The following is a 26,207-nucleotide window of genomic DNA, read 5'->3' as shown; positions in this document are numbered from 1 at the left end:
GCACACCTCTCTACCACAGACTGGTTTCATTAGCTTTGCGGCTGATATAGTTCGCGCCGAGTAAGAGGGCAAAGTTAATGATTGAATTAAACAAACCTATAGCAGTGGAGTAGGCTTGATCCCCAAGCAGCATCCCTTGTCTGTACACAAAAGTCGATATGACATCAGAGGTCTCATAAGTGGCTGCCGTCTGCATTAATAGAATTTTTTGAAAGTCTGCATTCATAATGCTGCCCATACGCAGGATGAGGAGCACGACAATCGTGGGCATAATACCCGGCAGCGTGATGTGCAGGAGCTGTCTCCAGCGGTTGGCACCGTCCATTTTGGCTGCTTCATACAGCTGAGAGTTAATTCCGGCTAGTGCTGCGAGGAAGAGAATGGATGCCCATCCTGCGCCCTGCCACACATTAGACAGAATGTACAGCGGTCTGAACATGTCCTTATCTGTGAAGAACATAATATGTTCAAAGCCAAAGAAGCCGCGGACGATGTTAAATAAGCCGCCGTCCAAAGAAGAGAAGGTCTTGAGCATACCAACGACAACGACAACGGATATGAAGTGAGGTAAATAACTGACCGTCTGCACTGCATTCTTGAAGTAGCGATTACGAACCTCATTCAGTAATAGTGCAAGAATAATCGGAGCAGGGAAACCGATTACGAGACTTAGCACGCTCAGAATTAGGGTATTGCCCATCAAGCGCCAGAAATTATAGCTCTCAAAGAACATCGTGAAATTCTCAAATCCAATCCAATTGCCGCCCATGATCCCTTTAGCAGGACTATACCCGCTCTGGAAGGACAGCAGTATTCCGTACATCGGTCCGTAACAGAAAATAAGGTAGAACAAGAGAACGGGAACAAGCATCAGATATACATATTTATTACGTATAATCTCTCTTTTTAAAAAGTGAAACTTGCTCTTGGTTTGTACGGTTTGTTTCACCGCCAAGGGATTATTCATTCCCATGGTTCAATTCCTCCCCTAGTTATGTACGACATTAAACTCAAATGAACCTTAATGAACAGGTCCGATGTAAATAGATACTAAATTCAAGCGCTTACATTGTCAATATTTTGTTTTAAACAAACTTAATGTAAATATTTGCGGAAGTGCATAAAAAGAGCGTAATATTCTACTACTTGATGGCATTGGGGTGTTTTTCAGAGGAAATACGGCTGCAAAAAAGTGATATAAGAGCAAAATTGTGTTCTTGCAGAATCAATTTCATAACTCACAAATTAGGAAAATAGGTTCGATATATGCTTGTTTAAAATAAATGGTTGCATGATGTGCTCTTATAACGACTATAATCTCTTCGCAGATCATAGGGGGTAGCGAGAGGGATGTATAAAAAAAGAGAGCGCCCGATGACCTGTGTCGGTCATGACGCTCTCTGCCGCTTGACTGGCTGATTATCGATTAAGCATGGCCTGGTGCAGCTGCTGCATGGCCTCTTCCAGCATGCTTCGAGGACAAGCCACATTCATTCGCATAAAGCCTTCGCCTTCCTTGCCGAAGTCTGTTCCACTGCTAAACACGAGTCCCGCCTTGGTCACGAGGAAATCAAACAGCTCCTTGTGCTCCATTCCCAGGCTGCGGAAATCAATCCATAGCAAATACGTAGCTTCAGGCATGGAAACCTGGCATTCTGGAATGTTAGTCTTGAAGAAGTTGATCACGTACTCGAGGTTACCATGAATATATTCAAGTGTGCTCTCAAGCCAGGGCTCGCCTTCCCGGTAAGCTGCTTCCGTAGCGGCGATTCCAAAGATATTCATGGAGCCCATCGAGCGCTTATCAACCATATTCTTAAATTTCAAACGCAGCTCTTTGTTGGCGATTACGACACTGGACGTATGCAGACCTGCGATATTAAACGTCTTGCTGGCAGCAGTGCAGATGATGGAGTGCATCTTGGCTTCTTCAGATAAGACAGCATAAGGAATGTGCTTCCGTGAATCAAATACAAGATCAGAATGAATCTCATCCGAGATCACGATCATATCGTGCTTCACAGCAATTTCCATCACGGCATTTAATTCTTCACGACTCCATACTCGGCCTACAGGGTTATGCGGGCTGCATAGAACGATCAGCTTCACTCCATCCTGTGAGGCAATTTGGTCTAGGTGTGTAAGATCCATTCTATACTCACCCTGCTCGTAAATCAGCGGATTCTCTACCAGCTCTCTGCCATGTGTTTTGGCAAGTTTATGGAAAGGACCGTATACTGGAGGTTGGATAATAATTTTGTCACCTGGTTCAGTAAAGGCTTCAATCGCTATATTCAATGCAGGGACAATACCTGGTGTATATACGAGCCATTCCGGCTCGATTTTCCAGCCATGTCGCTTGTCCATCCAGGCAGCGATAGATTCATTGAATGATGGAGCAGGCATAGCATATCCCAGTATGCCATGATCTACGATATCACGAAGCGCCTTGAGCACGGGCTCAGGTGCTGTAAAGTCCATATCGGCAACCCATAGCGGGATGGCATCGGGTGCGCTGAACAGAGACTGAAGTCCGTTCCATTTAACAGAGCTTGAATTCTTACGATCAATTCTTTGGTCGAGCGGATGGTTCGTATCCTTGTTTTGCATGCTGTTGTACCTGCTTTCTCCAAAACGGTTTGATTGTATATGTAACGATAAAAGGATATGGGTGTCCAGTTGTGAATATTATCTAATAAACAGCGGGCTAACGCAATGTGACAGGAGAGTTGTGTTCATGAAGTCTAAAAAAATTGTATTTACCGGCGGGGGCTCTACGGGGCATGTCACGGTTAATTTGGCGTTGATTCCGTATTACCAGGAGCAAGGCTACAGTGTTCATTATATTGGTTCAAGACAAGGGATTGAAGCTGAATTGATCGGCAGGATGGAAGGTGTGAAATACAAGGGAATCGCAACAGGGAAGCTTCGCCGATACTTCAGTGTCGAAAATGCAAAAGATTCCCTGCGTGTGCTCAAGGGTGTAAGAGAAGCCTATCAATATTTGAAGAAAATCAAGCCAGGTGTTGTGTTCTCCAAAGGGGGATTCGTATCCGTACCCGTGGTGCTTGCTGCGAGGATACTGCGTATTCCTATTGTTATACACGAATCCGATCTTACTCCGGGGCTTGCTAACCGCATTGCACTTCCCTGGGCAGATTATGTATGCACGACCTTTCAGGAAGCAGCAGCGCAGCTTAGGAGACCAAATGTGGTTCATGTAGGGGCAATGATAAGGCAGGAGCTGAGAGATGGCAATCGTCAGCGTGGCAGAAGCCGGCTCGGTTTCTCTGATGATAAACCCGTACTGCTCTTTATGGGAGGGAGCTTGGGCGCCAAGAACTTGAATGATGCCCTGTATCAAATTATTCCGGACTTAATTTCTGATTATCAAATTATTCATATTTGCGGTAAAGGACAGCAGACGGGGGCTCCAGTCACTGATGGATATCACGTGTTTGAATATGTGCAGGAGGAACTGCCTGATCTGATGGCCGCAGCGGATTTGGTCATTTCGAGAGCCGGTTCGAATTCTATCTTCGAATTTCTGGCGCTTCATAAGCCGATGCTGCTGATCCCTCTTTCGGATAAAGTCAGCCGCGGAGATCAGATCATTAACGCCCGGTCGTTTGAGGCTTCTGGTTATGCCCGTGTCTTACTTGCTGAGGATCTGACGGCATCCAGTTTGCTGCATGCCATCCATGATCTTGATCGGAACCAAGAGAAATACATTCAGAATATGCGTACTTATCGTACATCTGATGCGATGACGAATATCATTAAGGTGATTCAGCAGGCAGAAGTAAAATAAAAGCAGGAACCCCGCACTTTTTGACGAATATCCACTCTTACAAGATTGATTAATGACTGAATTCTCTAGAAGAGGGGATGAAAGCCGTGAATAGAGTGCAGAAAAATTCGTTGATCGCTTCATTTCATGAATGGCATGATTGGATTCGCAGATGGAGCATGCAGCAGAATGCACCTTGGGATGAGCCAATTGCAGAAGGCAAGTGGACCGCTCGTGAGATGGTGTGCCATATGATGAGATGGGACCGTTATTTTTGGGAGGGCGCCATATCTATCATCGCGTCGGGGGAGAAGGAACAGGTTCAGATTCAGCATCTGGATTATGATCTGTTTAATGAAGCTGCGCGTGAGTATGCCCGTAAGATATCAATAGAAGAGCTCATGCAGGAAACGTTGAAATATAGAGAACTGATTATTAGAAATTTATATGAGCTTGTGGATGAAGATTGGTCTTACTCATATAAAGGGCTGGATGGTAACCCCTTTACATTACAGAGCTATGTAGAGGATTTTATCTGGCACGACAGGCATCATATGAAGCAGCTTGAAGCGATGCAGCAGCTTGAGGCGTAACAAGGACTAGGTTACATTCATCGGAGGGATACAAAATTATGATTCTAGAAAGTGCAATGTTATACATCAAAGCAGGATTAGAGAGCCATTTTGAACAGGATTTTGCCAAAGCATCCGCTATTATTTCCAGCATGTCGGGTTATCTCGGGCATGAATTGTATAAATGTATGGAGTCGGATCATCAGTACTTGTTACATGTCAGATGGGAGACGCTGGAGGATCATACGATCGGATTCAGAGAGTCGGCTGAATATGGAGAGTGGAAGCAGCTGCTCCATCATTATTACGAGCCGTTTCCAGTGGTTGAGCATTTTCAGAGAGTTAATCTGAACCAAGTATAATATGGAAGATGGCGGCTCACATCAAGGGGGAACCGTTTTGAAGAGCAACTTGGATATAAATATTCGTGAACTGCAACATAACGAGTCGATGCCGTATTCCATGCTGCTATTAGCCGATCCTTCACGCACTATGGTGGATGAATATATTGACCGCGGCAAATTATACGTTGCTGTGATCGATCAGGAGATCGTTGGTGTAATGGTTCTGCTGGATACCAGACCGGGTACGATCGAGATTGTGAATATTGCTGTTGCAGAAGACTGGCAGGGCCGGGGCATTGGCACAGCTTTGATTCAACATGCGATATTTGAAGGCAGGCAGCAAGGGACAGGCACGCTTGAGATCGGAACTGGAAATTCGAGTCTTACACAATTAGGTCTTTACCAGCGAATGGGTTTTCGAATGACTGGTATTGACAGGGATTACTTCACTAGGCATTATGAGGAGAAGATTGTTGAGAACGGCATTCCTTGTGTGGATATGATTCGGCTGGCGATGGAGCTGTAGTCAGTTTTTTTATCCATTAGATACTAATATTGAATAGCCGATAACGAAAAAAGAGTCATCCCTTCAGCTGGGATGACTCTTTTTTGTTTGTATATTAATGTGGATTAATTGAATCCTTTGGCAAGGATGTCTTCTGTCTTCATTAATTGAACAAAACGTCCACCGAGCATTTGATTATGGTGCTTGATGATATCTGCGGCAGGCAATACTTTGCTGTCGAATGTACTGTGTGCATCGGAGATCAGCACATTATGATGATATCCTAGACTGTATGCGCCACGTGACGTGGTATCTAGACAGAATTCAGTCTGCATTCCACAAATAACGAGCTTTTGAATATTCAGCTCTTGCAGCTTGGCTAGCAGCTCTGTTTGATAGAAGGCGTCCCAGCTGGATTTTCTGACCACACTTTCATTCGGCTGGGGGGCAATGCTTGGATGAATGTGCCAGGTTGGTTTGCCTTCGCTAAATTCGTCATCTGATGTACTCGTATGCTGTATATAGATGACAGGCAATCCGTCCTCACGAGCTTTTTGAAGGAGGCGCTGGATATTGCTCAGCACTTCTTTTCCATTATGTAAGGGTAGTTCGGGATCAGCAAACATGGCATTCTGGACATCAACGATCATTAAGGCTGTGGATGAAGTCATTATTAGGTCGCTCCTTTGTTGTCAATAAATCATCATTTAATTAGAATATAACAAAGTGAAGGACTTGGGAAGAAAAAAAGCCTCCTTCTCTAAATGAGAACAAGGCTTCGTGAATTAAAAATCCGGAATGACGATCTCGACTTCTTTTTTGGCAGCGGAAGAACGCAGCACCCCGTCAATAATCGCCTGATTGTATAGGATTTGCTCGCCAGGAATAGGCGCAGGCAGTCGTTTCTGGATCGCCTCGGCGTAATCAAACACTTTGGCATGGAACAGGTTGATCTGGTGATGCTGTATTGGTATCGGGCTCTCTGTATGATGGCCGGCGATATCGTGATACAAGGTCATGCTGCCGACACGTCCTTCCCAGCCTCCACTCCAGGGACCGCTTCCGGCGGGTGTCACTTTAAGCCCGGCGTCTGTCCCGAGAAACATCGTAGGGCCTAGAGTGTCCATATGCATAGCCCAGGAAATTTTGTAGCTGAGCAGAATATCGCCTTCAAGTCTAACCATGGCTGCACCAAAATCCTCAACGTTAAAGATGTGGGACTCTGGATGATATTTGGGGTTCGTGCCAAAATAATTGGAGGTGTAAGCAGACACGGTCAGCGGCTTAGGGTACCCGAGTGCATGAAGGACCATATCAAGCGAATAGCAGCCAATATCGGCCATGGCTCCTGCTCCGGCCAGATCCTTTCGTATGAAGGTACCGCCCGGCATCCCGCGTCTTCTGCCGCCGCCTGCTTCTGCATAATACACTTTACCGAGCTGACCGTCCTGTATCAGGCTGCGAATCGCTTGCATATTAGGGTCATAACGAGGCTGGAACCCGACGGACAGCATTTTCCCCGTACGCTGTGCGGTCTCCACCATTTCAATACCTTGGTCTAATGTAACAGACATGGGCTTCTCTACCATGACATGCTTACCCGCATTCAATGCGTCAATGGTAATGCTGTGATGCGAAAAATTAGGTGTACATATGCTGACTCCGTCAAGATCCAGCTCGAGCAGATGCTGATGATCGTCGAAAGCCTTCGCTGTCGGAAGGTTCGTTTGTTCAATAAACAGCGCGGCTTTTCCGGGGATAATATCTGCTACGGCTACTACTTCAACATAATCAAGTTGTTTATAGGCCTCGGCGTGGGCTCTGGCAATTCCGCCGCTGCCAATAATGCCTATTTTAATTATACGATTCAAGCATCATTCCTCCTTTATGCTCCTTACCACCACGAAGCGAATTGAAACCTAATCTGAACGTATACGATAAAAAAACATGCTAATCAGCTGCTGGTGTTCAATTGCAGTGAATAACGGATGTCAATAAATTGTTGTTATTATTCTCCGCTTACCTATCCAAAATATGCAGGCAGATTCTTAGCCGTATGGAGATGTGTCATATTTTTCTTTAATGAAGTGAAAAGCTATAGTAAAATTTGTAATATTCGAGTCAACTAAGGCGTGTCTTAAAACTCTTTTATGTGAGTATTAAGACACACCTAATAAATACTGAAAAGAGTGATGGTTTTGCTCCGCAGATTTTTCTCCTACTACAGGCCGTACCGGCTTCTATTTACTATTGATTTTATGTGCGCAGTTATCGCTGGACTAATGGAGCTCGGATTTCCTCTCGCGGTCAATTATGTAGTGGACGAGCTGCTCCCTTCAGGTAATTTTGAGAGCATTATCGTTGCCTGCACCGGCTTGCTTGCAGTCTATGTTATTACTGCGTTTCTTCATTTTATAGTGACCTATTGGGGCCACATGCTCGGTATCAATATCGAGACGGATATGAGAAGCCGGATGTTTGACCATCTCCAGAAGCTTGGCTTTCGATTCTTCGACAACAACAAGACAGGGCATCTTATGTCACGCATCACCAATGATTTGATGGATATCGGCGAGATGGCGCATCATGGCCCAGAGGATTTATTTATCGCGGTCATGACTTTAATCGGTGCATTTCTGCTCATGCTCGGGATCAACTGGAAGCTTGCAGTACTTACCTTCATTATTGTACCAATCGTCATATGGCTGGCCCTGTACTTCAATACCAAGATGACCAAGGCCTTCCGCAAGCTTTACGGTAACATTGCTAACTTCAATTCCCGTGTAGAGAATACAATTGGCGGAATTCGTGTTGTACAAGCATTTGCTAACGAGGGCTTTGAAAAGAAGCGCTTTGAGCAGGATAATCGTGAGTTCAGGCTGACCAAGCTGTTCAGCTACAAGATTATGGCCCAGAATATTACGATCAGCTACATGCTGACCAGAAGCATCAACTTATTTGTGCTGATCTGCGGAACATGGTTTATTTTACAAGGGGAGCTGACCTACGGACAGTTTGCTGCCTTCTTATTGCTGACCAATGTGTTCTTCCGTCCAATCGACAAGATTAATGCGATTATTGAGAGCTATCCAAAAGGCATTGCCGGATTCCAGAGATACATCGAACTGCTGGACACAGAGCCGGATGTTAAGGACAGTAAGGATGCCAGGGAAGCACCGGATTTTGAAGGCAATATCCATTATGAGAATGTCTCGTTCGGTTACGACGACGGCTCCAAAGTGCTCAATAAGATCAATCTCAGCATTAAAGCAGGAGAGACCGTAGCTTTTGTGGGTCCGTCGGGCGCTGGCAAGACGACAATCTGCAGTCTGCTTCCGAGATTCTATGAGGCTACAGAAGGAAGGATCACTATTGATGGTGTGGATACGTCCAAGATCACGCTGGCCTCCCTTCGCAAACAGATAGGCATCGTCCAACAGGATGTGTTTCTATTTGCGGGTACGGTGCGGGAGAATATCGCCTATGGCAAGCTTGATGCAAGTGATGAAGAGATATGGACAGCAGCAAGACTCGCACAGCTTGCTCCAACGATTGAAGCGATGCCGGAAGGAATGGAGACTGTGATCGGGGAAAGAGGCGTTAAATTATCGGGAGGGCAGAAGCAGCGAATTGCCATCGCACGAATGTTCTTGAAAAATCCGAAGATCCTAATTCTCGACGAAGCGACCTCAGCGCTGGATACAGAAACAGAAGCGGCGATCCAGCAGTCCCTTGCTGAGCTGTCACAAGGCAGAACCACACTCGTTATTGCCCATCGACTGGCTACGATCAAAAATGCAGATCGCATTATCGTGGTTACGCCGAATGGAATTGAAGAGGAAGGAAGTCACGAGGAGCTGGTATCGAGAAGCGGAGTATACAGCCGCCTGCATACGGCACAATTCAGGGAGCTTAGCTGAGTATAAAAACTTTTTAAGTTAGTTAAGATGGAATAGAAGACAAATTTTACAAAATAAAGCCCACATTTCAAAACAAATTTGTTTCTTAAATGAAAGGGCTTTATTTTTTTGTCATCCTCATGACATTTTGATAGAATCAATATTTGCTGGTACAGCAGGGGTTTGAAGTGATTCATCTAAAAAATGCATTGATTACCTTTAAAATTGGAAATGCTCTCAGGAGCAATAGTTTATAGAATAAGGGTAGAATCTTACAGCTTAGAAGCATTATTCACAAAATCCTCCAGCTCGGAGGAAACTCTGGAGAAAGCAGCGATAGATGTTTTCTTCGAGAAATTGATTTATAATTAGAGATTGAGTTTAATTTTATGAAATTAAGAATGAAATTAAGAATGATTTTCCGTCCTGGCACAAACCAAATATTTTGACGGAGGGAACGTTAAATGGCTAACGAAGATGGCAATATGCAAAGCCCATGGAAAACATACTACGGACCAAACTTCGGTTACGTACAACAACAGTTTGAGATTTATAGTGCTGACCCAGAGGCAGTTGATGCTGAATTCCGCACGCTTTTTAAAGAATGGGGACCGCCTCCGATGGATATTGGCCCCGAGAACAATCAAGGACTTGCTTCATCAGTTACAGGGAGTAATGCAAGTTCGGGAGTTGCAGATCTACAGCTGTTACAGAAAGCGGTTACAGCGGGCAAGCTAGTTCAAAATATCCGAAGATTCGGACATTTGGCTGCTGATATTGATCCGCTCCAGCTGGATGTCAAGACAGAAGAGAGCCTGCTCACACCATCCAAACTGGGGCTTAGCGAGCAAGATCTACGAGCTATTCCTGCCTCAATCATTTGGGAGAATGCAGATTCACAGACCATGACTGGATTAGACGCAATCCAGCGATTGCGTGATATATATACAGGGCCGCTGGCTTACGAGTTTAATCATATTCAAGATGAAGAAGAACGCAACTGGCTGTATCAGAGCATTGAGTCAGGTTCATCGGCTGTTCAACTGACCGCAGATGAGCGGAAGTCACTCCTGGCCAGACTTGTGGAAGTGGAACAGTTCGAACAGTTCCTTCACAAAAATTTTGTGGGGCAGAAGTGGTTCTCCATTGAAGGGAACGATGTGCTCGTTCCGATGCTCGATAAAATTATTGAGATCATGGCCGAAGCAGGATCCAGCCATATTCTGATGGGGATGGCCCATCGTGGACGCCTGAATGTGCTTGCGCACGTACTCGGCAAACCATATGGCAAGATCTTCTCGAAATTCCACCAGACGAACAATAAAGATCTTGTTCCGTCTGAGAGCTCATCTGGCGTTAATTACGGATGGACGGGAGACGTGAAGTACCATCTGGGTGCAACGCGCTATGTGAAAAAAGGCGAGGTCGTTCAAGCTAAGATTACGATGGCAAATAACCCGAGTCATCTTGAATATGTGAACCCAGTGGTTCAAGGCTTTGCACGAGCAGCTCAGGATGACCGAGGACAGGCAGGATATCCGAAGCAGGACGTTACTAAAGCAGCAACGATTCTAATGCATGGAGATGCTGCATTCCCAGGAGAAGGGATCGTTGCTGAATCGCTGAACTTGAAATCTCTGAAGGGATATCAAAATGGCGGTACGATTCATATTATCGTAAACAATCGGATCGGCTTCACAACGAACAGTGAGGCATCTCGGTCAACGATGTACTCCAGTGACTTGGCCAAAGGATATGAAATCCCAATCATTCATGTGAACGCGGATAACCCTGATGCGTGTATGGCAGCGATCCGCCTTGCGAGTGAATATCGTAACAAATTCAACAAAGATTTCCTGATCGACTTGATCGGATATCGCCGTTATGGACATAACGAGACCGATGATCCGGAAACAACCCAACCACTCGTGTACAGTAAAGTGAAGAATCATCCAACCGTATGTGAATTGTATGCGGATGTTCTGGTTCAGTCTGGAGCTGGTGAGAAGGATCTGCTTACGAATCTGAGAAATGCGGCTCAGAATCAGCTCAAGCAGGCTTATGATGAAGTGAAGCAAGGAACGGTAAGCCATGAGGAAGTGCATGACAAGGTTGATGCCGGCAGCACTGAACTGCAAAGACCGGAACGGCTGACAAATGCGCAAACGGCAGTTCCGATTGAGAAGCTGCGCGAGATTAACGCTGAGCTGCTCAAGTGGCCGGAAGGCTTCAAGGTATATCCTAAGCTGCAGCGTATTCTGCAGCGACGCCAGAATGCTCTGAACGAAGGTGAAAAAGTAGATTGGAGCTTGGCGGAAACACTCGCTTTTGCTACAATTCTGGCTGACGGTAAACCGATTCGGATGTCGGGGCAGGATTCCCAGCGGGCTACATTTGCTCATCGCAACCTGGTGCTGCATGATTCCGAGACGGGAGATTCCTACAATGTACTTCATCGTTTGCCGCAAGCCAAGGCTTCTTTTGCCCTATATAACAGCCCTCTGTCAGAGGAATCTGTAGTAGGCTTTGAGTACGGCTACAACGTTTATGCACCAGAGACACTGGTAATATGGGAAGCTCAATTCGGTGATTTTGCCAACTGTGCTCAAGTATTGTTCGACCAATTCGTATCTTCTGGACGTTCAAAATGGTCCCAGAACTCGAGCCTGGTGATGCTCTTGCCTCACGCAAGTGAAGGCCAGGGACCTGAGCATACGAGCGCAAGACTAGAGCGCTTCCTGCAAATGTGTGCAGATGATAACTGGATTGTTGCCAATCTGTCCAGCAGCGCGCAGTACTTCCATCTGCTTCGCCGTCAGGCTGCACTAACGGAGACAGATGATGCGAGACCGCTCGTACTGATGTCACCGAAGAGTCTGATTCGTAACCCGCGTGTAGCTTCTCCAGCTAAAGAGTTTAGCGAAGGCAGCTTCCAAACAGTGCTCGAAGAGCCTATTCTTGGAGCAGCTCCTGATAAGGTGGAGCGTATCCTTCTTTGCAGCGGCAAGATCGCGATCGATCTTGAAGAGGCAATTGATAAGGAAAAAGGTGAAGATTGGTCCTGGCTGCACATCTTGCGTGTGGAACAATTGTATCCTTTCCCTGAACAAGAAATTCGTCGCTTCCTCGCCAGATTCCGTAATGTGAAGGAAATCGTCTGGGCACAGGAAGAACCTAAGAATATGGGAGCATGGACATATATGGAGCCAAGACTTCGTGAGCTATTACCTGCAGGTGTTAAGCTTGATTATGCAGGACGGCCTGAGCGTTCTAGTCCGGCGACTGGCTTCCAACATGTACATGTCGCAGAGCAACAGCAAATTTTGTCCAAAGTATTGAAGCAAAGTTCAAAGAAAAATATTCCACTGGGGAGGTAGCTTGCTGTGAGCGAAATTAAAGTACCGGCTATGGGAGAATCCATCACGGAGGGAACAATATCCAGATGGATCGTTAAAGAAGGGGATACCGTCAATCAAGGAGATGTACTGCTTGAGGTCGAGACGGATAAGGTCAACATTGAGATCAGTGCGGAAGAGAGCGGAGTCATTACAAGCATCCTTCATCAAGAAGGGGATACGGTTCAGATTGGTGAGACGATTGCACAGTTAGAAGCAGGAGCAGGAGCCAAAGAATCAGCAGCGGCTTCTGCACCACCAGCACCGGTACCTGCGCCACAAGCTTCAGAAGCAGCGCCGGTCTCGGCACCTGTGAAGAATGAGTCCGCTCCCAAAGCAGAGGATGAAGGCGCCAATGGCTATACAGCCACGCCATCTGCTCGTAAATTAGCGCGTGAACGCGGAATCGATCTCGACCAAGTACAAACGCGGGATCCGATCGGACGCATCCATTCTGATGACGTAAAATCTCATGGGTCTGTACCTGCTGCTCCTGCAGCAGCTCCAAGCAAGCCTGCTAGTGCACCTGCCCCAGCAGCAGAAGCAAACCCTGGGAAACCGGTTGAACGCTCCAAGATGTCTCGTCGACGTGCGACCATCGCTAAACGCTTGGTTGCAGCTCAACAGACGGCGGCGATGCTTACAACTTTTAACGAAGTTGATATGACAGCTATCCTGGATGTTCGTAAACGGCGTAAAGACAAATTCAAAGAAAAGCATGATGTCGGACTTGGCTTTATGTCTTTCTTTACCAAAGCGGTTGTAGGAGCACTTAAACAATTCCCGCTTGTTAATGCTGAGATCGACGGGGACGACATTGTCGTGAAGAAGTTCTATGATATCGGTATTGCGGTATCGGCGAAGGAAGGGCTTGTCGTACCGGTGGTACGCGATGCAGATCGCCTCAGCTTTGCTGAAATTGAACGGAATATCGGAGAGCTGGCTTCCAAAGCACGTAGTAACTCGTTGTCTCTCAATGAGCTGCAAGGCGGAACATTTACAATTACGAATGGTGGAATCTTCGGATCATTGCTCTCTACACCGATATTGAACTCACCGCAGGTTGGTATACTCGGTATGCACAAAATTCAGGTACGCCCTGTAGCGATTGATGATGAGCGTATGGAGAACAGACCTATGATGTATATCGCGCTGTCTTATGATCATCGAATCATTGATGGAAGTGATGCAGTTCGATTCCTGGTTACTGTAAAAGAATTGCTTGAAGACCCGGAATCTCTTCTGCTAGAAGGATAAAGCGAAGGTTCTCTAGAATAAATAAGGACAGGCCGCATCGTTTGCTGCGCCTGTCTTTTTTATACTGTGAAGTAATTAAATGAGAAATATTTCAAGGGGGAGATTGGAAATGAAAAATGATCTGAGGTATCCGATTGGCTTGGAAGTTGAAGATCCCACTACTGAAGAGAACCGTAGGATTTGGATAGACAACATCAAGAGGCTGCCAGCGAGACTGCAGGATGCAATATCAGGACTATCGGAGGAACAGCTCGCTACGCCTTATCGGCCTGAAGGCTGGACAGTGCATCAAGTCGTTCATCATGTTGCAGACAGTCATATGAACAGTTTTATTCGTTTCAAACTTGCGCTTACCGAGAATGAACCCGCTATCAAACCCTATGAAGAGTCTTTGTGGGCAGAGACAACAGATGTATCCAATGTGCATATTAACGCTTCCTTGTCGATTCTAGAAGGCCTGCATTCGCGTTGGACCGCTCTGCTGGAGTCCATGAGTGCTGAACAATATGATCGCACCTTTTATCATCCTGGATTACAGAAGACGCTGACTCTGGGAGAATGTGTGAGACTGTACTCCTGGCATAGTCTGCATCATACGGCACACATCACTTCTCTGCGTGAACGTATGAACTGGTAAAGAAGAATAGCCCTTCTGCTCAATGCAACGATTGGACGGCATTGGCAGAAAGGCTTTTTTGATACTAAGAATACGATCTGAGGCTTTCTTTTTAATAGATGAATCAGATTGTCTGTTGTGGCATCACGTCAGATGGGCTGTTTACCCCAATCCAAAGATACAGAAGCTAGCGTCACTGCTGCACATGCTGCTCCAGCCAATCTACGAGATGCAGCTCGACTTCCTTACGGTTCACTTCGTGCAGCATCTCGTGTCTTCCATCAGGATAGAGCCGATATTGCAGATCGGTAAATTGCAGTTCTCGATAATTCTCAACCAGACTCATGACCCCTTTACCATACATGCCCACCGGATCCCGCTCACCCGAGAAGATATACACAGGCTTATCCTTGGGGATCTTGCTCATATGCTTAGGCAGATGAATCTCCATTAACAGATCGAAGAAGCACCGGAAAAAACGAGTGGTGCATATCGCCCCGCACATTGGATCCTCAACAAATTTTCTAACTTCCTCTTTATCATTGGATAACCAGTCAAAGGGAGTGGCTGCAGGACGAAAGGCGCGGTTATATCCACCAAAAATAATTGCGTTCAAGAGAAGACTGCGATGCTCTTGACCCTGTAGGCCGGCTTGCAGAGCAGCCAGCCGTTGACCAAATTTGAGAAGGCCGCGTTTGCCATTCGTTCCAGACAGGATGTAGCCATCAAACAGATCAGGATATGCATACATCAGCTTCTGAGTAATAAAGGACCCCATACTGTGTCCTAACAGAAATAGCGGCAATTCAGGCTGTTCTTTGCGTATATATTCACCAAGCTCAGCAACATCCTTTACCATCCAGTTGAACACATCCGGACCGCCGTCGCCCAGCATGCCTTGTGCCATGCCTGTTAGACCGTGACCCCGATGATCATTACCGTAGACGATATATCCATGGTCCGTCAATGTACTGGCCAGCTCTTCATAACGCTTCGCTGTTTCACACATACCGTGAGCAATTTGTACGATCCCTTTGACCGGTATATGACCCTCCGGAGTCCAGCGATATACATAGATATTGACTTCGTCACTATCCAGCATCTGAAACGTGGATTCCTGCATGACCAAGTAGCCCTCCTTGATGTCTGGCTTGTTCCAAGCCATTATTTACGGAAGATAAGAGCGCAGCACCGTTGCTTCACCAGATAACTGGTAGCTTCCCAGGCTGGAAGGAATCAAGTAACACTGACCCGCTGTAAGGGCAAGACTTGCTCCGTCATTCCATGCAAGACTGCCAGTTCCGTCACATACGACGAGTATAGTGAAGCTGTCCTCGGTCGTATTTAGATTCCATGTGCCGGAGACAATGCCTTTTTCCACCACAAAATAAGGACATGAAGCTAGAGTAAGCCACTCTCCTGGAACGGCATGATTCGTCTTCATGGATGTTGCCCCTGTGGATTCAAACTTCGTTACATTCAGTGAATCTTCAATATGTAGTTCCCGAGGCTTTCCGTCAAGTCCTGGTCGATTGTAATCAAATATGCGGTAAGTGGTGTCTGAATTCTGCTGAATTTCGGCGACGACGACTCCAGCGCATAGGGCATGGACTGTACCTGCTGGTATAAAGAAGGAATCGCCCGCCTCGACGGATATTTCCTGGAGTGTATCCATTACTGTTCCGTTATTCAGGGCAGAACGGAGCTGATCGTAGGTTACTTGTTCTTTGAGCCCGTATATGATCTTGGCACCGGGCTTGGCATCAAGTACATACCACATTTCGGTCTTTCCAAGCTCTCCCTTTGGAAGTCCTTCATAATCATCAGTCGGATGCACCTGGACCGACAGATCATCATTACAGTCGAGCAGTTTAATGAGCAGCGGGAATCGGCCGCCTTTTTCAGAAACTCCTTTTGTGCCTAGCCATGATTTACCGTATTGCTCTCGAATCTCGTCAAGTCCTGTGCCAGCGAGCTCGCCATTCATGACTTTGGTTGTTCCATTTGGATGGTCGGCGATCATCCAGCCTTCGCCAATATGACCCTCGGGAAGAGATAAACCGAATTGCTCTAAAGCGCGTCCTCCCCAGACTCTCTCTTTAAATTCAGGTTCAAATTGCAATGGGTATGGTGCTGTCATACTGTCCTCTCCTTAACATATGAAGTTTATAATGATTTTACCCGGGGACCATGAGATTACTTTTTCTCAATGGCGATAAGATAGGGGGCTGTTTCTCGCTGCAGCTGTCTATAAATGACCGCTTGTCCAACGTCTGTAGGCAATTGAGAAGCCCACTTAGAGACGCTGGTCGCTTCTTCATCTCCGCCTTGGTGTCCTGGGTAAAGGACTACTGTTAATATGCCTTTGGGTCTGAGAAGTTCCAGAGCGGCTGTCAAAGCCGTGATGGTGCTCGTGGTCTCAGTAATTACGCTATGATCGGCATGCTCTACGGGAAGATAGCCCAAATTGAACATCACGGCACCAATCTGTCCATGCTTATCCGTCGGAATGATCTCTTTCATATCTGCATGGCTGCAGCAGAAGAGGGAGAAGGGAGCGAGCTTGTTCATGTTCGCTGCGTTGTTCAGCTTGGCAGAAGACAAGCGGATGGCCTCCTCCTGAATATCGAACCCATAGATGTGGCCTTTTGCACCTACGGTCTGAGCTAGGAACAAGGCATCTGATCCTGTCCCTAGTGTTGCATCTATTGCATAATCACCGGAATGCAGTCGGGCAGCGATCCATTGATGGGCACAGCTGAGTACCGAAATAAATCCCATATCAAGCTCTCCTCCAATATTTACCCTGCCATGTATCACGTGCACGGAGCTCAGCATCAATGCCGTTTAACACTTCCCATTTTTTCATGGACCAGAGGGGTCCGATCAGCAGATTTCTAGGAGCATCCCCGGTTAACCGGTGGACGATCATTTCTGGAGGCAAAATCTCCAGGGAATCCACGATCAGCTTAATGTACTCCTCCTGTTCCATGAACCGAAGCAAACCAGCCTCGTACTGCTTAACCATAGGTGTCTTCTTCATGAGATGGAGCAAATGGATCTTGATGCCCTGTACGTCCATATGGGCCACCGCACGCGTCGTCTCCAGCATCATTTCATGTGTCTCTTGAGGGAGACCGTGAATGATATGAGTGCATACCCGAATGTTTCGTTTTCTCAGTTTCTCCACCGCATCCTCATAACACTTCGTATCATGAGCACGGTTAATGAGCTGGGAGGTGGATTCATGAATCGTTTGAAGCCCCATTTCAACCCATAGATAAGTACGCTCATTAAGCTCAGCCAGATAGTCTACCACATCATCCGGCAGACAGTCCGGCCTTGTTGCAATGGACAACCCAACGACACCAGGCTGCTTGAGAATGACTTCATAATATTCACGAAGCTGCTCAACCGGCGCATAAGTATTGGTATAAGCTTGAAAATATCCGATGTACTCGGCGTTTGGCCATTTTTGATGCTGTCGGTCTCTTATCGTATTGAACTGGGTAATTAGATCATCACGTCTCGAACCGGCAAAATCACCGGATCCACGTGCGCTGCAGAAAGTACAACCGCCTTTGGCAATGGAGCCGTCCCGATTGGGACAGGTAAATCCAGCATCCAGCATGACTTTAAATACTTTATTATCAAACTGCTCACGCATCTCATGATTCCAAGTGTGAAATCGCTTATCTCCCCATAGCAGTGGAGGAGTTGAAACTGGCATATTCATTAGGAAACTCCTTTGTTGATTCATCAAACTAAATACAGGTGAATGAAAACTAAGGGATACACAACCCTTTTTCCACTTTTTCTATTGTAACAAAAAGCGCTGGTAATTGGGAATTTTCCTGTAGAGGACAACAGCGAAAACTTCGATAAAAAGGGCAAAAAAGATAGCGCTTACCTCTTGCAAAACATTACACAGTTATGTTATATTTTAGCTGAGGTCAGACCTTGAAAAACACACTATTTTTTCGCAGAATTCATACATTTTTTTCGTCTCGGCCATACTATTCGTGAGGTGATTAACATGAATTCAAGTCTAAAATCAGGCGGGCACAAAATCTCTGTCGAGCTTACTGCAGATGAAGCATTGGCGCTAACTGGCGTTAAATTTAACGGAAACCCACAGGTAGAAGCGATTGCTAAGAAAAAAATAAGAAATGCTTTTGAAAAGACATTTGATTTTTCCACCCAAGATAAGGTAGACTATGAACTGTTAAAGTAGTTGGACCCCAATTCCAAATATATTTGAAGAAGGGATCGTGCTGTGCACTCTATGTGCAGCGTGCGATTCCTTTTTCCTTTTCAAATGGTTACAATTTCAATCGTATATAAAGGCTTTACATTTGAACGATATTTAGGCACAATTAATGCCGGAACATTTTACTGAAAAATCGGGGGAGAGACATGCGTTTACGCGGCAGAAAAGGGATTCGCGAAAGTCTGGAAAGTCAAACGGATCTGGTTATATTAAATCCAGAAGAATATAAAGGCAAATGGGCTGACTTATTTGGAAACGGAAAGCCGATCCACGTTGAGTTTGGAATGGGTAAAGGACAGTTCATTAGTCAAATGAGTTACCGCAATCAAGATGTGAATTATATCGGTATTGATATGTACGATGAGCTTGTTCGTCGTGCCAGCGATAAGGCTAGAACAGCTTGGGCTGAGGAAGAGATCGAGACGCCTCCTAATTTGAAGCTGGCTCTTGCTAATATTGAGAACATCCTGGATGTATTTGAGCAGGGAGAAGTGGAACGAATCTATCTTAACTTTAGTGACCCGTGGCCAAAGTCTAAGCATGCTCGGAGACGTCTGACGCATCCGCGTTTCCTGGACAAGTATAAGGAAGTGCTGAACAGTCAAGGTCAAATTCATTTCAAAACAGACTCTGAGACGTTGTTTGAGTTCTCGCTAAATTCGTTTGCGGATTATGGGCTCCAAATGACAAACATCTCCTTGAACTTGCACCGGGATGGGCTGAATGAGGAGCATGTCATGACGGAGTATGAGCAGAAGTTCATGGGTAAAGGGATGAATATTCACCGCGTTGAAGTATTGATTGGTGAAGATGCTCTTAAGGAATATCAAGAGATTCGTCTTAAAAAATATCGTTATCAGGAACCAACTGCATAAATAATGAAGTTGATCTACTGCTAAACACCTTTTCTTCTTGAGAGAAGGTGTTTTTTGATATTGTTATATGAAATGGAATATTAATTCATAGTGGCATTTTTTTTAGCTTGTCCTCATAAATATAAAAAAGGTGCCTTATGTGGGCACCCTTTCTGAGTCAACCAATTCAAGAATGCTTCTAGCACTCTGCATGGGATGTAACTTTTCAATTTCCCGAATATGTTTTTCTCGCTTTTGGACAATATCAGAATAATTATTCAAAAGCTTGTTCATCCATTTTTCAACCACTTGAAGCGAGCTGATGGGCTCTCCGAGTCCTAGATCAGTGAAATACTGACAATTCTCTTGCTCTTGGCCTGGAAGCGGATTATGGAAGAGCATCGGAATGCCTTTGGCCAGACCCTCTGAGCAGGTCATGCCGCCTGGTTTGGTTACAAGAAGATCCGATACTTCCATTAGCTTGTCGACCTCTCGCGTGAACCCCATTACATGAATATTCGGCTGCTGATAAATGGGGCTTTGTTCCATGGCAATTCGTGATTTCTCGTTGTTTCCCAGAACATAAATGAATTGAATATCTTTATGCCACTTGGCCAAGTATTCGTTAACAATTTCGTCCGTCATCAGTCCCCAGCCTCCGCCCATGACGAGCACAGTTGGCATCGGTTTCAGATTAAACTTCTGTCTAATTTCATCATGGCTTGGATGCTCCCAAAAATTAGGATGGACCGGGATCCCGGTTACTTGGATCTTCTCGAGAGTAACACCCCGCTGGGTCAGCTTGTCCTTTACATCTGTAGTAGAAACCAAATACCGATTCACCTCGGGACTAATCCAGGTTCCGTGTACATCGTAATCAGTTATGACGGTACATAACGGCACCTGTAATCCCAATCTCTTCAATCTGGCTATGACTGCGCTGGGAATGGGATGGGTACATACGATGATATCCGGTTTTAACTGCCGTATGATGCTTCGAGTATGTGTATAGAACAGCCTGTGCAGAGCAAGAGTCGTAAAACGGTTGATCGGTTTCTTGTACTGACTCTTATACATTAGTGCGACGAGCCTGGGTTGATTAGTTACGGTTTTTTTGTATGCATTTATGATCAGTGGAGCAACATGGGGATTGAGAAAACTCCCAAGTTCAAGCACTTTCGTCTGCACATCAGATGAGAGTTTTCTTAAACTGCTCGAGAGTGCGTATGCGGCTTGAGTATGTCCAGCTCCGAATCCTTCAGATAATAACAACACTCTTTTTTTACTCACTCTCTGTTCACCTGTTCCTTGCTCTGATTTCTGTCATTCAAAGATACTCTAGGTTAGGGCCACAATGCAACTGTGCCAAATGCGACGGAAGTACCAATGATTGCCCCTGCTAGGACATCAGAAGGATAATGCAGCCCTAAGTAAATTCGGGAAAAACCGACGATGCAAGCGACAGGAAGCAACAAGATGGTCACTTCAGGAAACGTAAACATAAAAGGCATCGTTACAGAAAAGATTGCCGTTGTATGACCTGATGGAAATGAATGATCGGATAATGGATTGCGAAACGTATTCGTTTCCGGCATGGCTAAATAGGGTCTGATTCTCGGATACAGCTTCTTCGCCGCAGCAACTGGAATATGACTTATAGCCAGTGCGGTGAATGCCATGTAACCGGCTGATCCCCAGGGTTCGGGTGCGATAAAGCCGATGAACAAGGAAGCTGTGATCGTAAAGGTGGCTCCACCGAGGTGAGTTAGATAATAGAGCCAGAAATTGAGAAAACGGTTATGTAGACGTCCGTTAATCCATATGAAAATTTTTTGCTCCATCGCCTGAAGTCGTACGAAAAGACGGTCCATTATAAGTCCCCCTGCTTGATGTACTACTGTCCACATAGGAGTCAGCAGGCTGGTAATTTACCGACATGCCCCGTGTAAACCTAAGTTTATCATATTTTTTAATCATGTCCTTATCAAGAATAACCCATGTGTATTATACAAAAAAACGGAAGTTTTGACTTTGAGGTTCAAAAAAATATAAAATGATTCAAGCTGCTTGAGATGGTTTAAAAAAAATTGAGTTTTAAATACTCAAACTTTTTTGTTCTTTGATCCGTTTAAGATATAGAAGTTTGTCCTCTTTATGGAATTTCAACGTGTATGCTTGCTAATAAACAGAAGAAATAAAGAGAGCATCCAAATAAAAATCGTGAAAATGGATGAAAATAAGAACAAACTGCTGTGAAAGAAAGCCTTACCGTAGTTTCTGTCAGGAAATCAGTCCAAAAGAACGTTTTCTTCGCTCGAAGATGACTTTTGGCGATTTTGACAAAATTAAAGAAAGCATACAAAATCGAGTAGGCAGTAAAGAATAAGTGGCAAAGATAAAAACGAAACAAAAAAGGGTCATTAATTTTTAAAAAGAAATGTGTGTTAAAAAAAAGAGATGCTCACATTTAAAGAGGGGGTAGCAGAGAACAAATGTTTAATGCGATATTTGTAACGTTTCAAGTGATCTTGGCGTTCCTAGCTGTGTATCAGTTTGGTTTTTCTCTGTTCGGCTTGATTAAGAAGAAGAAGAAACAACAGTTTCCGCCGAACAAGTCTTTTGCTGTATTGGTTGCTGCTCATAATGAGGCAGAAGTCATTGGAGCTTTGCTGGAAAATTTAAAGAAACTGGATTATCCCAAAGAATTGTACGACGTATTTGTCATTTGTGATAATTGTACAGATAATACGGCTGAGATCGTTCGGGCACATGGGATGAATGCTTGTGTAAGAACAAATGCCGATCAGCGCGGTAAAGGTTATGCAATTGAATGGATGCTTAAAGAGCTCTGGAGCATGCCGAAGCAATATGATGCCGTTGTTATGTTTGATGCTGACAATCTGGCTGCGAAGAACTTCCTTCAGGAAATGAACAATGACCTGAACAGAGGAGCTAAAGTCATTCAAGGCTATATCGATACGAAGAATCCTGAGGATTCCTGGATCACAGCGGCTTATGGTATTTCCTACTGGTACATTAACCGCTTGTGGCAGCTCTCCCGTCATAATCTCAATATGGCTAACTTCCTTGGCGGAACAGGGATGTGTTTTGAGAGCAAGCTGCTCAAAGACATGGGCTGGGGAGCTACGTCTCTGGTTGAGGATCTGGAGTTTACGATGCGTGCTGTAGATCGTGATGTATATCCGGTGTTTAACTATGATGCTAAGGTGTTTGATGAGAAGCCTTTATCTTTTAAAGCGTCGGCAAGACAACGTCTACGCTGGATGCAGGGACACTTTACGGTAGCCAGAAGATACTTCTTCCCATTGATCTGGAAAAGTATCAAGCAAGGCAGCTTGGTGAAATTTGACCTTGCCGTATACAGTGCTAACGTCTATGTGGTATTGCTGACCTTCATCATGACAGCAATCAGCTTCGTAGATATTATTTTGTTCAATGGACCGAACATTACTAATATTTACGGTTACCTGCCGTTATGGGTTGGATTCCTTGCTATTGCGGCGAACGTCGTGACGTTCCTGTTGTCTCTAGCTCTGGAGAAGGTGCGCTTCAAGAAAGTGTACACTTCACTTATCTTGTTCCCGATTTATCTATTATCGTGGTATCCAATTACGCTGTACGCCTTCTTTACCCAGAACAATAAGCAATGGAGCCACACGAAGCATACACGTGTCGTTCGATTGGAAGAGGTTCAGAGTAAACAAGGATAAATTTTATGTAGCTGTTGACAAAACAGTTATGAACATGTATTATTGTTTAGGTGATTGTTTCTGGAATATGGATTCAAAAGTAGAAGGTCCGACTTCTCACCTGATCGGCATTAAGCTGACTGGTAACGATCCAATGATTTGTGAATGAATTTCATGAAGAATTGTTGATTGTTCAGGGATGTCGGTAGCGTACCGGCATCCCTTTATTTTTTATCTGTATAGGGATTATCGATAACGATCTGGAGGTGGACAGTTATTAGTAAAGAACACATGATTAATGATGAAATTCGGTCGAAGGAAGTTCGTTTGGTCGGAGCTGAAGGAGAGCAGATCGGCATCAAGCCTATTCGCGAAGCATTGCAGATGGCTGCAGATCTTAATCTTGACCTGGTTAACGTGGCTCCGCAGGCTAAACCGCCAGTGTGCCGTATTATGGATTACGGTAAGTTCCGTTACGAACAGCAAAAGAAAGAAAAAGAAGCACGTAAGAATCAAAAGGTTGTGGACATCAAGGAAGTGTGGTTCCGTTCGAATATCGAGGAACATGACTACCAAACCAAGCTTCGCAATGTCATCAAGTTCTTGAAGGATGGCGACAAAGTGAAGTGCTCCGTCCGCTTCCGTGGACGTGAAATCGCCCATGCGGATATCGGTCAGAAGATCTTGGAACGCGTGAAAGTGGAAGTTGCTGAACTCAGCAGCATCGAACGTCAACCTAAACTTGAAGGCCGTAGCATGATTATGATTTTGGCTCCTAAATCTTGAGCCAGATAAACTTGGAGGAGGAAATACACAATGCCTAAAATGAAAACTCACAGCAGCCTGAAGGGTCGTTTCAAAGTTACTGGTACTGGTAAAGTGAAACGTTACAAAGCATACAGAAACCATTTGCTTTCCCATAAATCGAAACGCACTAAGCGTGTTCTTGCAGGCAGCCCGGTTATGGCACCTGGTGACGTTAAGCGTCTGAAACAAGGTTTGGCTAACCTGAAATAGTCCACTGATTACTAACATATATTCTCTGGGAGGTCTTTGATATGGCAAGAGTAAAAGGCGGATTCGTTGTTCGTCGTCGTCATAAAAAAGTATTGAAACTTGCTAAAGGTTATTTCGGTTCTAAACACCGTATCTTCAAAACAGCTAACGAACAAGTTATGAAATCCATGGTATATGCATACCGTGACCGTCGTCAGACAAAACGTAACTTCCGCAAATTGTGGATCGTTCGTATTAACGCAGCAGCTCGCATGAACGGATTGTCTTACAACAAATTCATGCACGGTTTGAAACTCGCTGGAGTGGACATGAACCGTAAAATGCTTGCTGATCTTGCAGTAAACGATATTAATGCATTTAACTCTTTGGCTGTTGTAGCTAAAGAAAAGATTAATGCTTAATTTCTTTAAGTGATAAGAGCCGCCGCATAGGCGGCTTTTTTATGGGGAATAAATAAAGTTAAGGGGCTTGCTGGGTCTCTAGCCTTAAAAAAGGGTAATGAAATCAGAGTTACATATTACAAATAATGCAAATGAAAAAGCGGAATTCTTATTCATATGTGAATTTAATGTTATAATATATGACATATAATCAACCTGAATATGTCAATTTTAAACGATAAAGCGCTTACAATTATGAACATTCTTAAAAAAACTAAAAATTAAGTCATGAAAGTGCTGGATTTTAACATGGGTTGATTGTATAATCACCTCTAGTAGGACAGTCCTATTGATTTGTACTTATAGATAATGATTGATCGGACAAGTGTATAATCCGTAAATCTGAAGAACAAAGTATGATATCAGATAGGGAATATTTTAAGGGGGAACAATTCCAAGATGAAGAAAGTACTAAGTTTGTCTTTAAGCATGATTCTTGCAGCTTCCGTTGCTCTAGCTGGATGCGGCAATGACAATGACAGCAGCTCTCAAGGCAGCGGTGAGGGAGGCGGCAGCGCAGCTGAATCCTCTGCAAAAATCGGAATGGTTACTGACGTCGGCGGTGTAAACGATAAATCTTTCAACCAATCTGCTTGGGAAGCACTTGAGGCAGTTAAAGAAGAAACAGGCGCAGATGTTAAATATCTTCAAAGTAAATCCGATGCAGATTACAACACAAACTTGAATACATTTGTTAAGGACCAGTACTCTTTGACTTGGGGAATTGGATTCCAGCTGGCTGAAGCAATCAAGACAGTCGCTGAACAGAACCCTGAAGCTAAGCTTGCAATTATTGACAGTGAAGTCGATGCTCCAAACGTCAAATCTGTAATGTTCGCTGAAGACCAAGGTTCTTTCCTTGTTGGTGTTATTGCAGGTAAAATGACGAAAACAAACAAGGTTGGTTTTGTCGGTGGAATGGAAAGCCCGCTGATCAAAAAGTTCGAAATTGGATTTAGAGAAGGCGTAAAGGCAGTAAATCCGGATGCACAGTTCGTTCCTAACTATACAGGTGCATTTGACAAGCCTGACCTGGGTAAAACAGCCGCTGCAACGATGTACAATGAAGGTGTAGATATTATCTTCCATGCATCAGGCGCAACAGGAACAGGCGTATTTAACGAAGCGAAGTCACGTAAAGATTCCGGACAAGATGTTTGGGTTATCGGTGTAGACAAAGACCAGTCTCTTGAGTTCGGTGATGAGATTACCCTGACTTCTATGATCAAGAAAGTAGACGAAGCCGTTAAGAAGGTATCTCTAGAAGTGATTAACGGAACTTTTGAACCAGGATTAGAAGTATTGGATCTGGCTGCTAACGGTGTTGGCGTAGCTGAGACTTCTACAGCAAACGTACCAGCGGATGTACTTGAGCTGGTTGACGAATACAAAGAAAAAATTATTAGCGGTGAAATTACAATTCCTGCAGAGTAATAATTACGATTGATTGTTTCGTGTGAGAATAATACTGAATTTTACATGTAATGGATGTAAAACAAGGCTGGTTTATATAACTAGCCTTGTTCTTACGTCTAGGG

At 44.8% G+C, this 26,207-nt stretch carries 25 protein-coding genes and 1 other annotated feature; of the genes, 15 read left to right on the top strand and 10 right to left on the bottom strand.

All coding sequences use genetic code 11. The features are described 5' to 3' along the window. Nucleotides 1-10: 10 nt before the first annotated feature. Both BLW49_RS05040 and BLW49_RS05035 read right to left on the bottom strand, forming a co-directional pair. Nucleotides 11-973 (bottom strand): ABC transporter permease, encoded by a 963-nt coding sequence (locus tag BLW49_RS05040; RefSeq protein ID WP_090723450.1) that lies wholly within the window; start codon nt 971-973, stop codon nt 11-13. 446 nt (nt 974-1,419) lie between these two features. Beyond that, on the bottom strand, nt 1,420-2,610 hold the full coding sequence (locus tag BLW49_RS05035; protein WP_076311738.1) for a MalY/PatB family protein: 1,191 nt from the start codon (nt 2,608-2,610) through the stop codon (nt 1,420-1,422). 127 nt (nt 2,611-2,737) lie between these two features. Between BLW49_RS05035 and BLW49_RS05030 the strand changes: the two genes are divergently transcribed. The 4 genes from BLW49_RS05030 to BLW49_RS05015 all read left to right on the top strand — a co-directional run bounded on the left by BLW49_RS05030 (nt 2,738) and on the right by BLW49_RS05015 (nt 5,232). Next, complete coding sequence (locus BLW49_RS05030; protein ID WP_076311737.1) at nt 2,738-3,811, top strand: undecaprenyldiphospho-muramoylpentapeptide beta-N-acetylglucosaminyltransferase; 1,074 nt, start codon at nt 2,738-2,740, stop codon at nt 3,809-3,811. Between the two features lie 86 nt (nt 3,812-3,897). After that, nucleotides 3,898-4,383, top strand: a complete 486-nt coding sequence (locus BLW49_RS05025) for a DinB family protein (RefSeq protein ID WP_177178645.1) — start codon at nt 3,898-3,900, stop codon at nt 4,381-4,383. Between the two features lie 38 nt (nt 4,384-4,421). Continuing rightward, a complete protein-coding gene (locus BLW49_RS05020) occupies nt 4,422-4,724 on the top strand; it encodes an antibiotic biosynthesis monooxygenase family protein (RefSeq protein WP_076311735.1) in 303 nt (100 codons plus the stop codon). Between the two features lie 55 nt (nt 4,725-4,779). Then, entirely contained in the window at nt 4,780-5,232 is a 453-nt protein-coding gene (locus tag BLW49_RS05015; protein ID WP_090723847.1) for a GNAT family N-acetyltransferase, read from the top strand. Between the two features lie 104 nt (nt 5,233-5,336). Here BLW49_RS05015 and BLW49_RS05010 read toward each other — a convergent pair whose 3' ends face one another. Continuing rightward, nucleotides 5,337-5,882: a cysteine hydrolase family protein gene (locus BLW49_RS05010; protein WP_076311734.1), complete on the bottom strand. Its 546-nt coding sequence runs from the start codon at nt 5,880-5,882 to the stop codon at nt 5,337-5,339. Nucleotides 5,883-5,996: 114 nt separating this feature from the next. Next, nucleotides 5,997-7,082 (bottom strand): Gfo/Idh/MocA family protein, encoded by a 1,086-nt coding sequence (locus BLW49_RS05005; RefSeq protein ID WP_047910054.1) that lies wholly within the window; start codon nt 7,080-7,082, stop codon nt 5,997-5,999. Between the two features lie 327 nt (nt 7,083-7,409). Here BLW49_RS05005 and BLW49_RS05000 point away from each other — a divergent pair, with 327 nt between their 5' ends. From BLW49_RS05000 to BLW49_RS04985, 4 genes are all read left to right on the top strand, one after another. Then, complete coding sequence (locus BLW49_RS05000; RefSeq protein ID WP_090723448.1) at nt 7,410-9,131, top strand: ABC transporter ATP-binding protein; 1,722 nt, start codon at nt 7,410-7,412, stop codon at nt 9,129-9,131. A 443-nt stretch (nt 9,132-9,574) separates the two neighbouring features. Next, nucleotides 9,575-12,487, top strand: a complete 2,913-nt coding sequence (locus tag BLW49_RS04995) for a 2-oxoglutarate dehydrogenase E1 component (protein WP_076311731.1) — start codon at nt 9,575-9,577, stop codon at nt 12,485-12,487. 6 nt (nt 12,488-12,493) lie between these two features. Further along, the gene (gene odhB, locus BLW49_RS04990; protein ID WP_076311730.1) at nt 12,494-13,762 is read left to right on the top strand and encodes a 2-oxoglutarate dehydrogenase complex dihydrolipoyllysine-residue succinyltransferase; all 1,269 of its coding nucleotides are present in this window, start codon (nt 12,494-12,496) and stop codon (nt 13,760-13,762) included. 109 nt (nt 13,763-13,871) lie between these two features. Then, nucleotides 13,872-14,399 carry a YfiT family bacillithiol transferase gene (locus tag BLW49_RS04985; protein WP_076311729.1) on the top strand — a complete coding sequence of 176 codons (528 nt, stop codon included), beginning with the start codon at nt 13,872-13,874 and terminating at the stop codon, nt 14,397-14,399. Between the two features lie 172 nt (nt 14,400-14,571). Here BLW49_RS04985 and BLW49_RS04980 read toward each other — a convergent pair whose 3' ends face one another. Genes BLW49_RS04980 through BLW49_RS04965 form a run of 4 tightly spaced genes read right to left on the bottom strand, consistent with a single transcriptional unit; the run spans nt 14,572 to nt 18,114 of the window. Further along, nucleotides 14,572-15,501 carry an alpha/beta hydrolase gene (locus BLW49_RS04980; protein WP_090723447.1) on the bottom strand — a complete coding sequence of 310 codons (930 nt, stop codon included), beginning with the start codon at nt 15,499-15,501 and terminating at the stop codon, nt 14,572-14,574. A 45-nt stretch (nt 15,502-15,546) separates the two neighbouring features. Continuing rightward, a complete protein-coding gene (locus tag BLW49_RS04975; RefSeq protein ID WP_090723445.1) occupies nt 15,547-16,518 on the bottom strand; it encodes a type I phosphomannose isomerase catalytic subunit in 972 nt (323 codons plus the stop codon). Nucleotides 16,519-16,574: 56 nt separating this feature from the next. After that, nucleotides 16,575-17,159: a tRNA 5-(aminomethyl)-2-thiouridylate-methyltransferase MnmM gene (locus BLW49_RS04970; protein ID WP_076311726.1), complete on the bottom strand. Its 585-nt coding sequence runs from the start codon at nt 17,157-17,159 to the stop codon at nt 16,575-16,577. 1 nt (nt 17,160) lies between these two features. After that, nucleotides 17,161-18,114, bottom strand: coding sequence for a tRNA modification radical SAM protein MnmL/YtqA (locus BLW49_RS04965; RefSeq protein ID WP_076311725.1), 954 nt, complete (start codon nt 18,112-18,114; stop codon nt 17,161-17,163). A gap of 300 nt (nt 18,115-18,414) precedes the next feature. On the opposite strand from BLW49_RS04965, the gene BLW49_RS04960 reads away from it, so the two are divergent. Both BLW49_RS04960 and trmB read left to right on the top strand, forming a co-directional pair. After that, a complete protein-coding gene (locus tag BLW49_RS04960) occupies nt 18,415-18,612 on the top strand; it encodes a hypothetical protein (RefSeq protein ID WP_076311724.1) in 198 nt (65 codons plus the stop codon). Between the two features lie 182 nt (nt 18,613-18,794). Next, nucleotides 18,795-19,523: a tRNA (guanosine(46)-N7)-methyltransferase TrmB gene (gene trmB / locus BLW49_RS04955; protein ID WP_076311723.1), complete on the top strand. Its 729-nt coding sequence runs from the start codon at nt 18,795-18,797 to the stop codon at nt 19,521-19,523. A gap of 135 nt (nt 19,524-19,658) precedes the next feature. Here trmB and BLW49_RS04950 read toward each other — a convergent pair whose 3' ends face one another. Both BLW49_RS04950 and BLW49_RS04945 read right to left on the bottom strand, forming a co-directional pair. After that, complete coding sequence (locus tag BLW49_RS04950) at nt 19,659-20,792, bottom strand: MGDG synthase family glycosyltransferase (RefSeq protein ID WP_090723443.1); 1,134 nt, start codon at nt 20,790-20,792, stop codon at nt 19,659-19,661. Between the two features lie 53 nt (nt 20,793-20,845). Continuing rightward, nucleotides 20,846-21,373, bottom strand: coding sequence for a phosphatase PAP2 family protein (locus BLW49_RS04945; RefSeq protein WP_076311721.1), 528 nt, complete (start codon nt 21,371-21,373; stop codon nt 20,846-20,848). A gap of 621 nt (nt 21,374-21,994) precedes the next feature. Between BLW49_RS04945 and BLW49_RS04940 the strand changes: the two genes are divergently transcribed. From BLW49_RS04940 to BLW49_RS04920, 5 genes are all read left to right on the top strand, one after another. Beyond that, nucleotides 21,995-23,233: a glycosyltransferase family 2 protein gene (locus BLW49_RS04940; RefSeq protein ID WP_076311720.1), complete on the top strand. Its 1,239-nt coding sequence runs from the start codon at nt 21,995-21,997 to the stop codon at nt 23,231-23,233. A gap of 71 nt (nt 23,234-23,304) precedes the next feature. Then, nucleotides 23,305-23,447 (top strand) — a sequence feature (ribosomal protein L20 leader region). A 56-nt stretch (nt 23,448-23,503) separates the two neighbouring features. After that, nucleotides 23,504-23,998, top strand: coding sequence for a translation initiation factor IF-3 (gene infC / locus BLW49_RS04935; protein WP_090723442.1), 495 nt, complete (start codon nt 23,504-23,506; stop codon nt 23,996-23,998). A gap of 30 nt (nt 23,999-24,028) precedes the next feature. After that, a complete protein-coding gene (gene rpmI, locus BLW49_RS04930) occupies nt 24,029-24,229 on the top strand; it encodes a 50S ribosomal protein L35 (RefSeq protein ID WP_047910039.1) in 201 nt (66 codons plus the stop codon). A gap of 41 nt (nt 24,230-24,270) precedes the next feature. Then, nucleotides 24,271-24,630, top strand: coding sequence for a 50S ribosomal protein L20 (gene rplT / locus BLW49_RS04925; protein ID WP_076311718.1), 360 nt, complete (start codon nt 24,271-24,273; stop codon nt 24,628-24,630). 438 nt (nt 24,631-25,068) lie between these two features. Further along, nucleotides 25,069-26,103 carry a BMP family lipoprotein gene (locus BLW49_RS04920; protein WP_076311717.1) on the top strand — a complete coding sequence of 345 codons (1,035 nt, stop codon included), beginning with the start codon at nt 25,069-25,071 and terminating at the stop codon, nt 26,101-26,103. Nucleotides 26,104-26,207 lie beyond the last annotated feature (104 nt).

The sequence above is a fragment of the Paenibacillus sp. PDC88 genome, assembly GCF_900106725.1.
In the GTDB taxonomy this organism is placed as follows: domain Bacteria; phylum Bacillota; class Bacilli; order Paenibacillales; family Paenibacillaceae; genus Paenibacillus; species Paenibacillus shunpengii.
The sequence above is the reverse complement of the archived record's forward strand: the minus strand, read 5'-3'. Positions and strand labels throughout refer to the sequence as shown.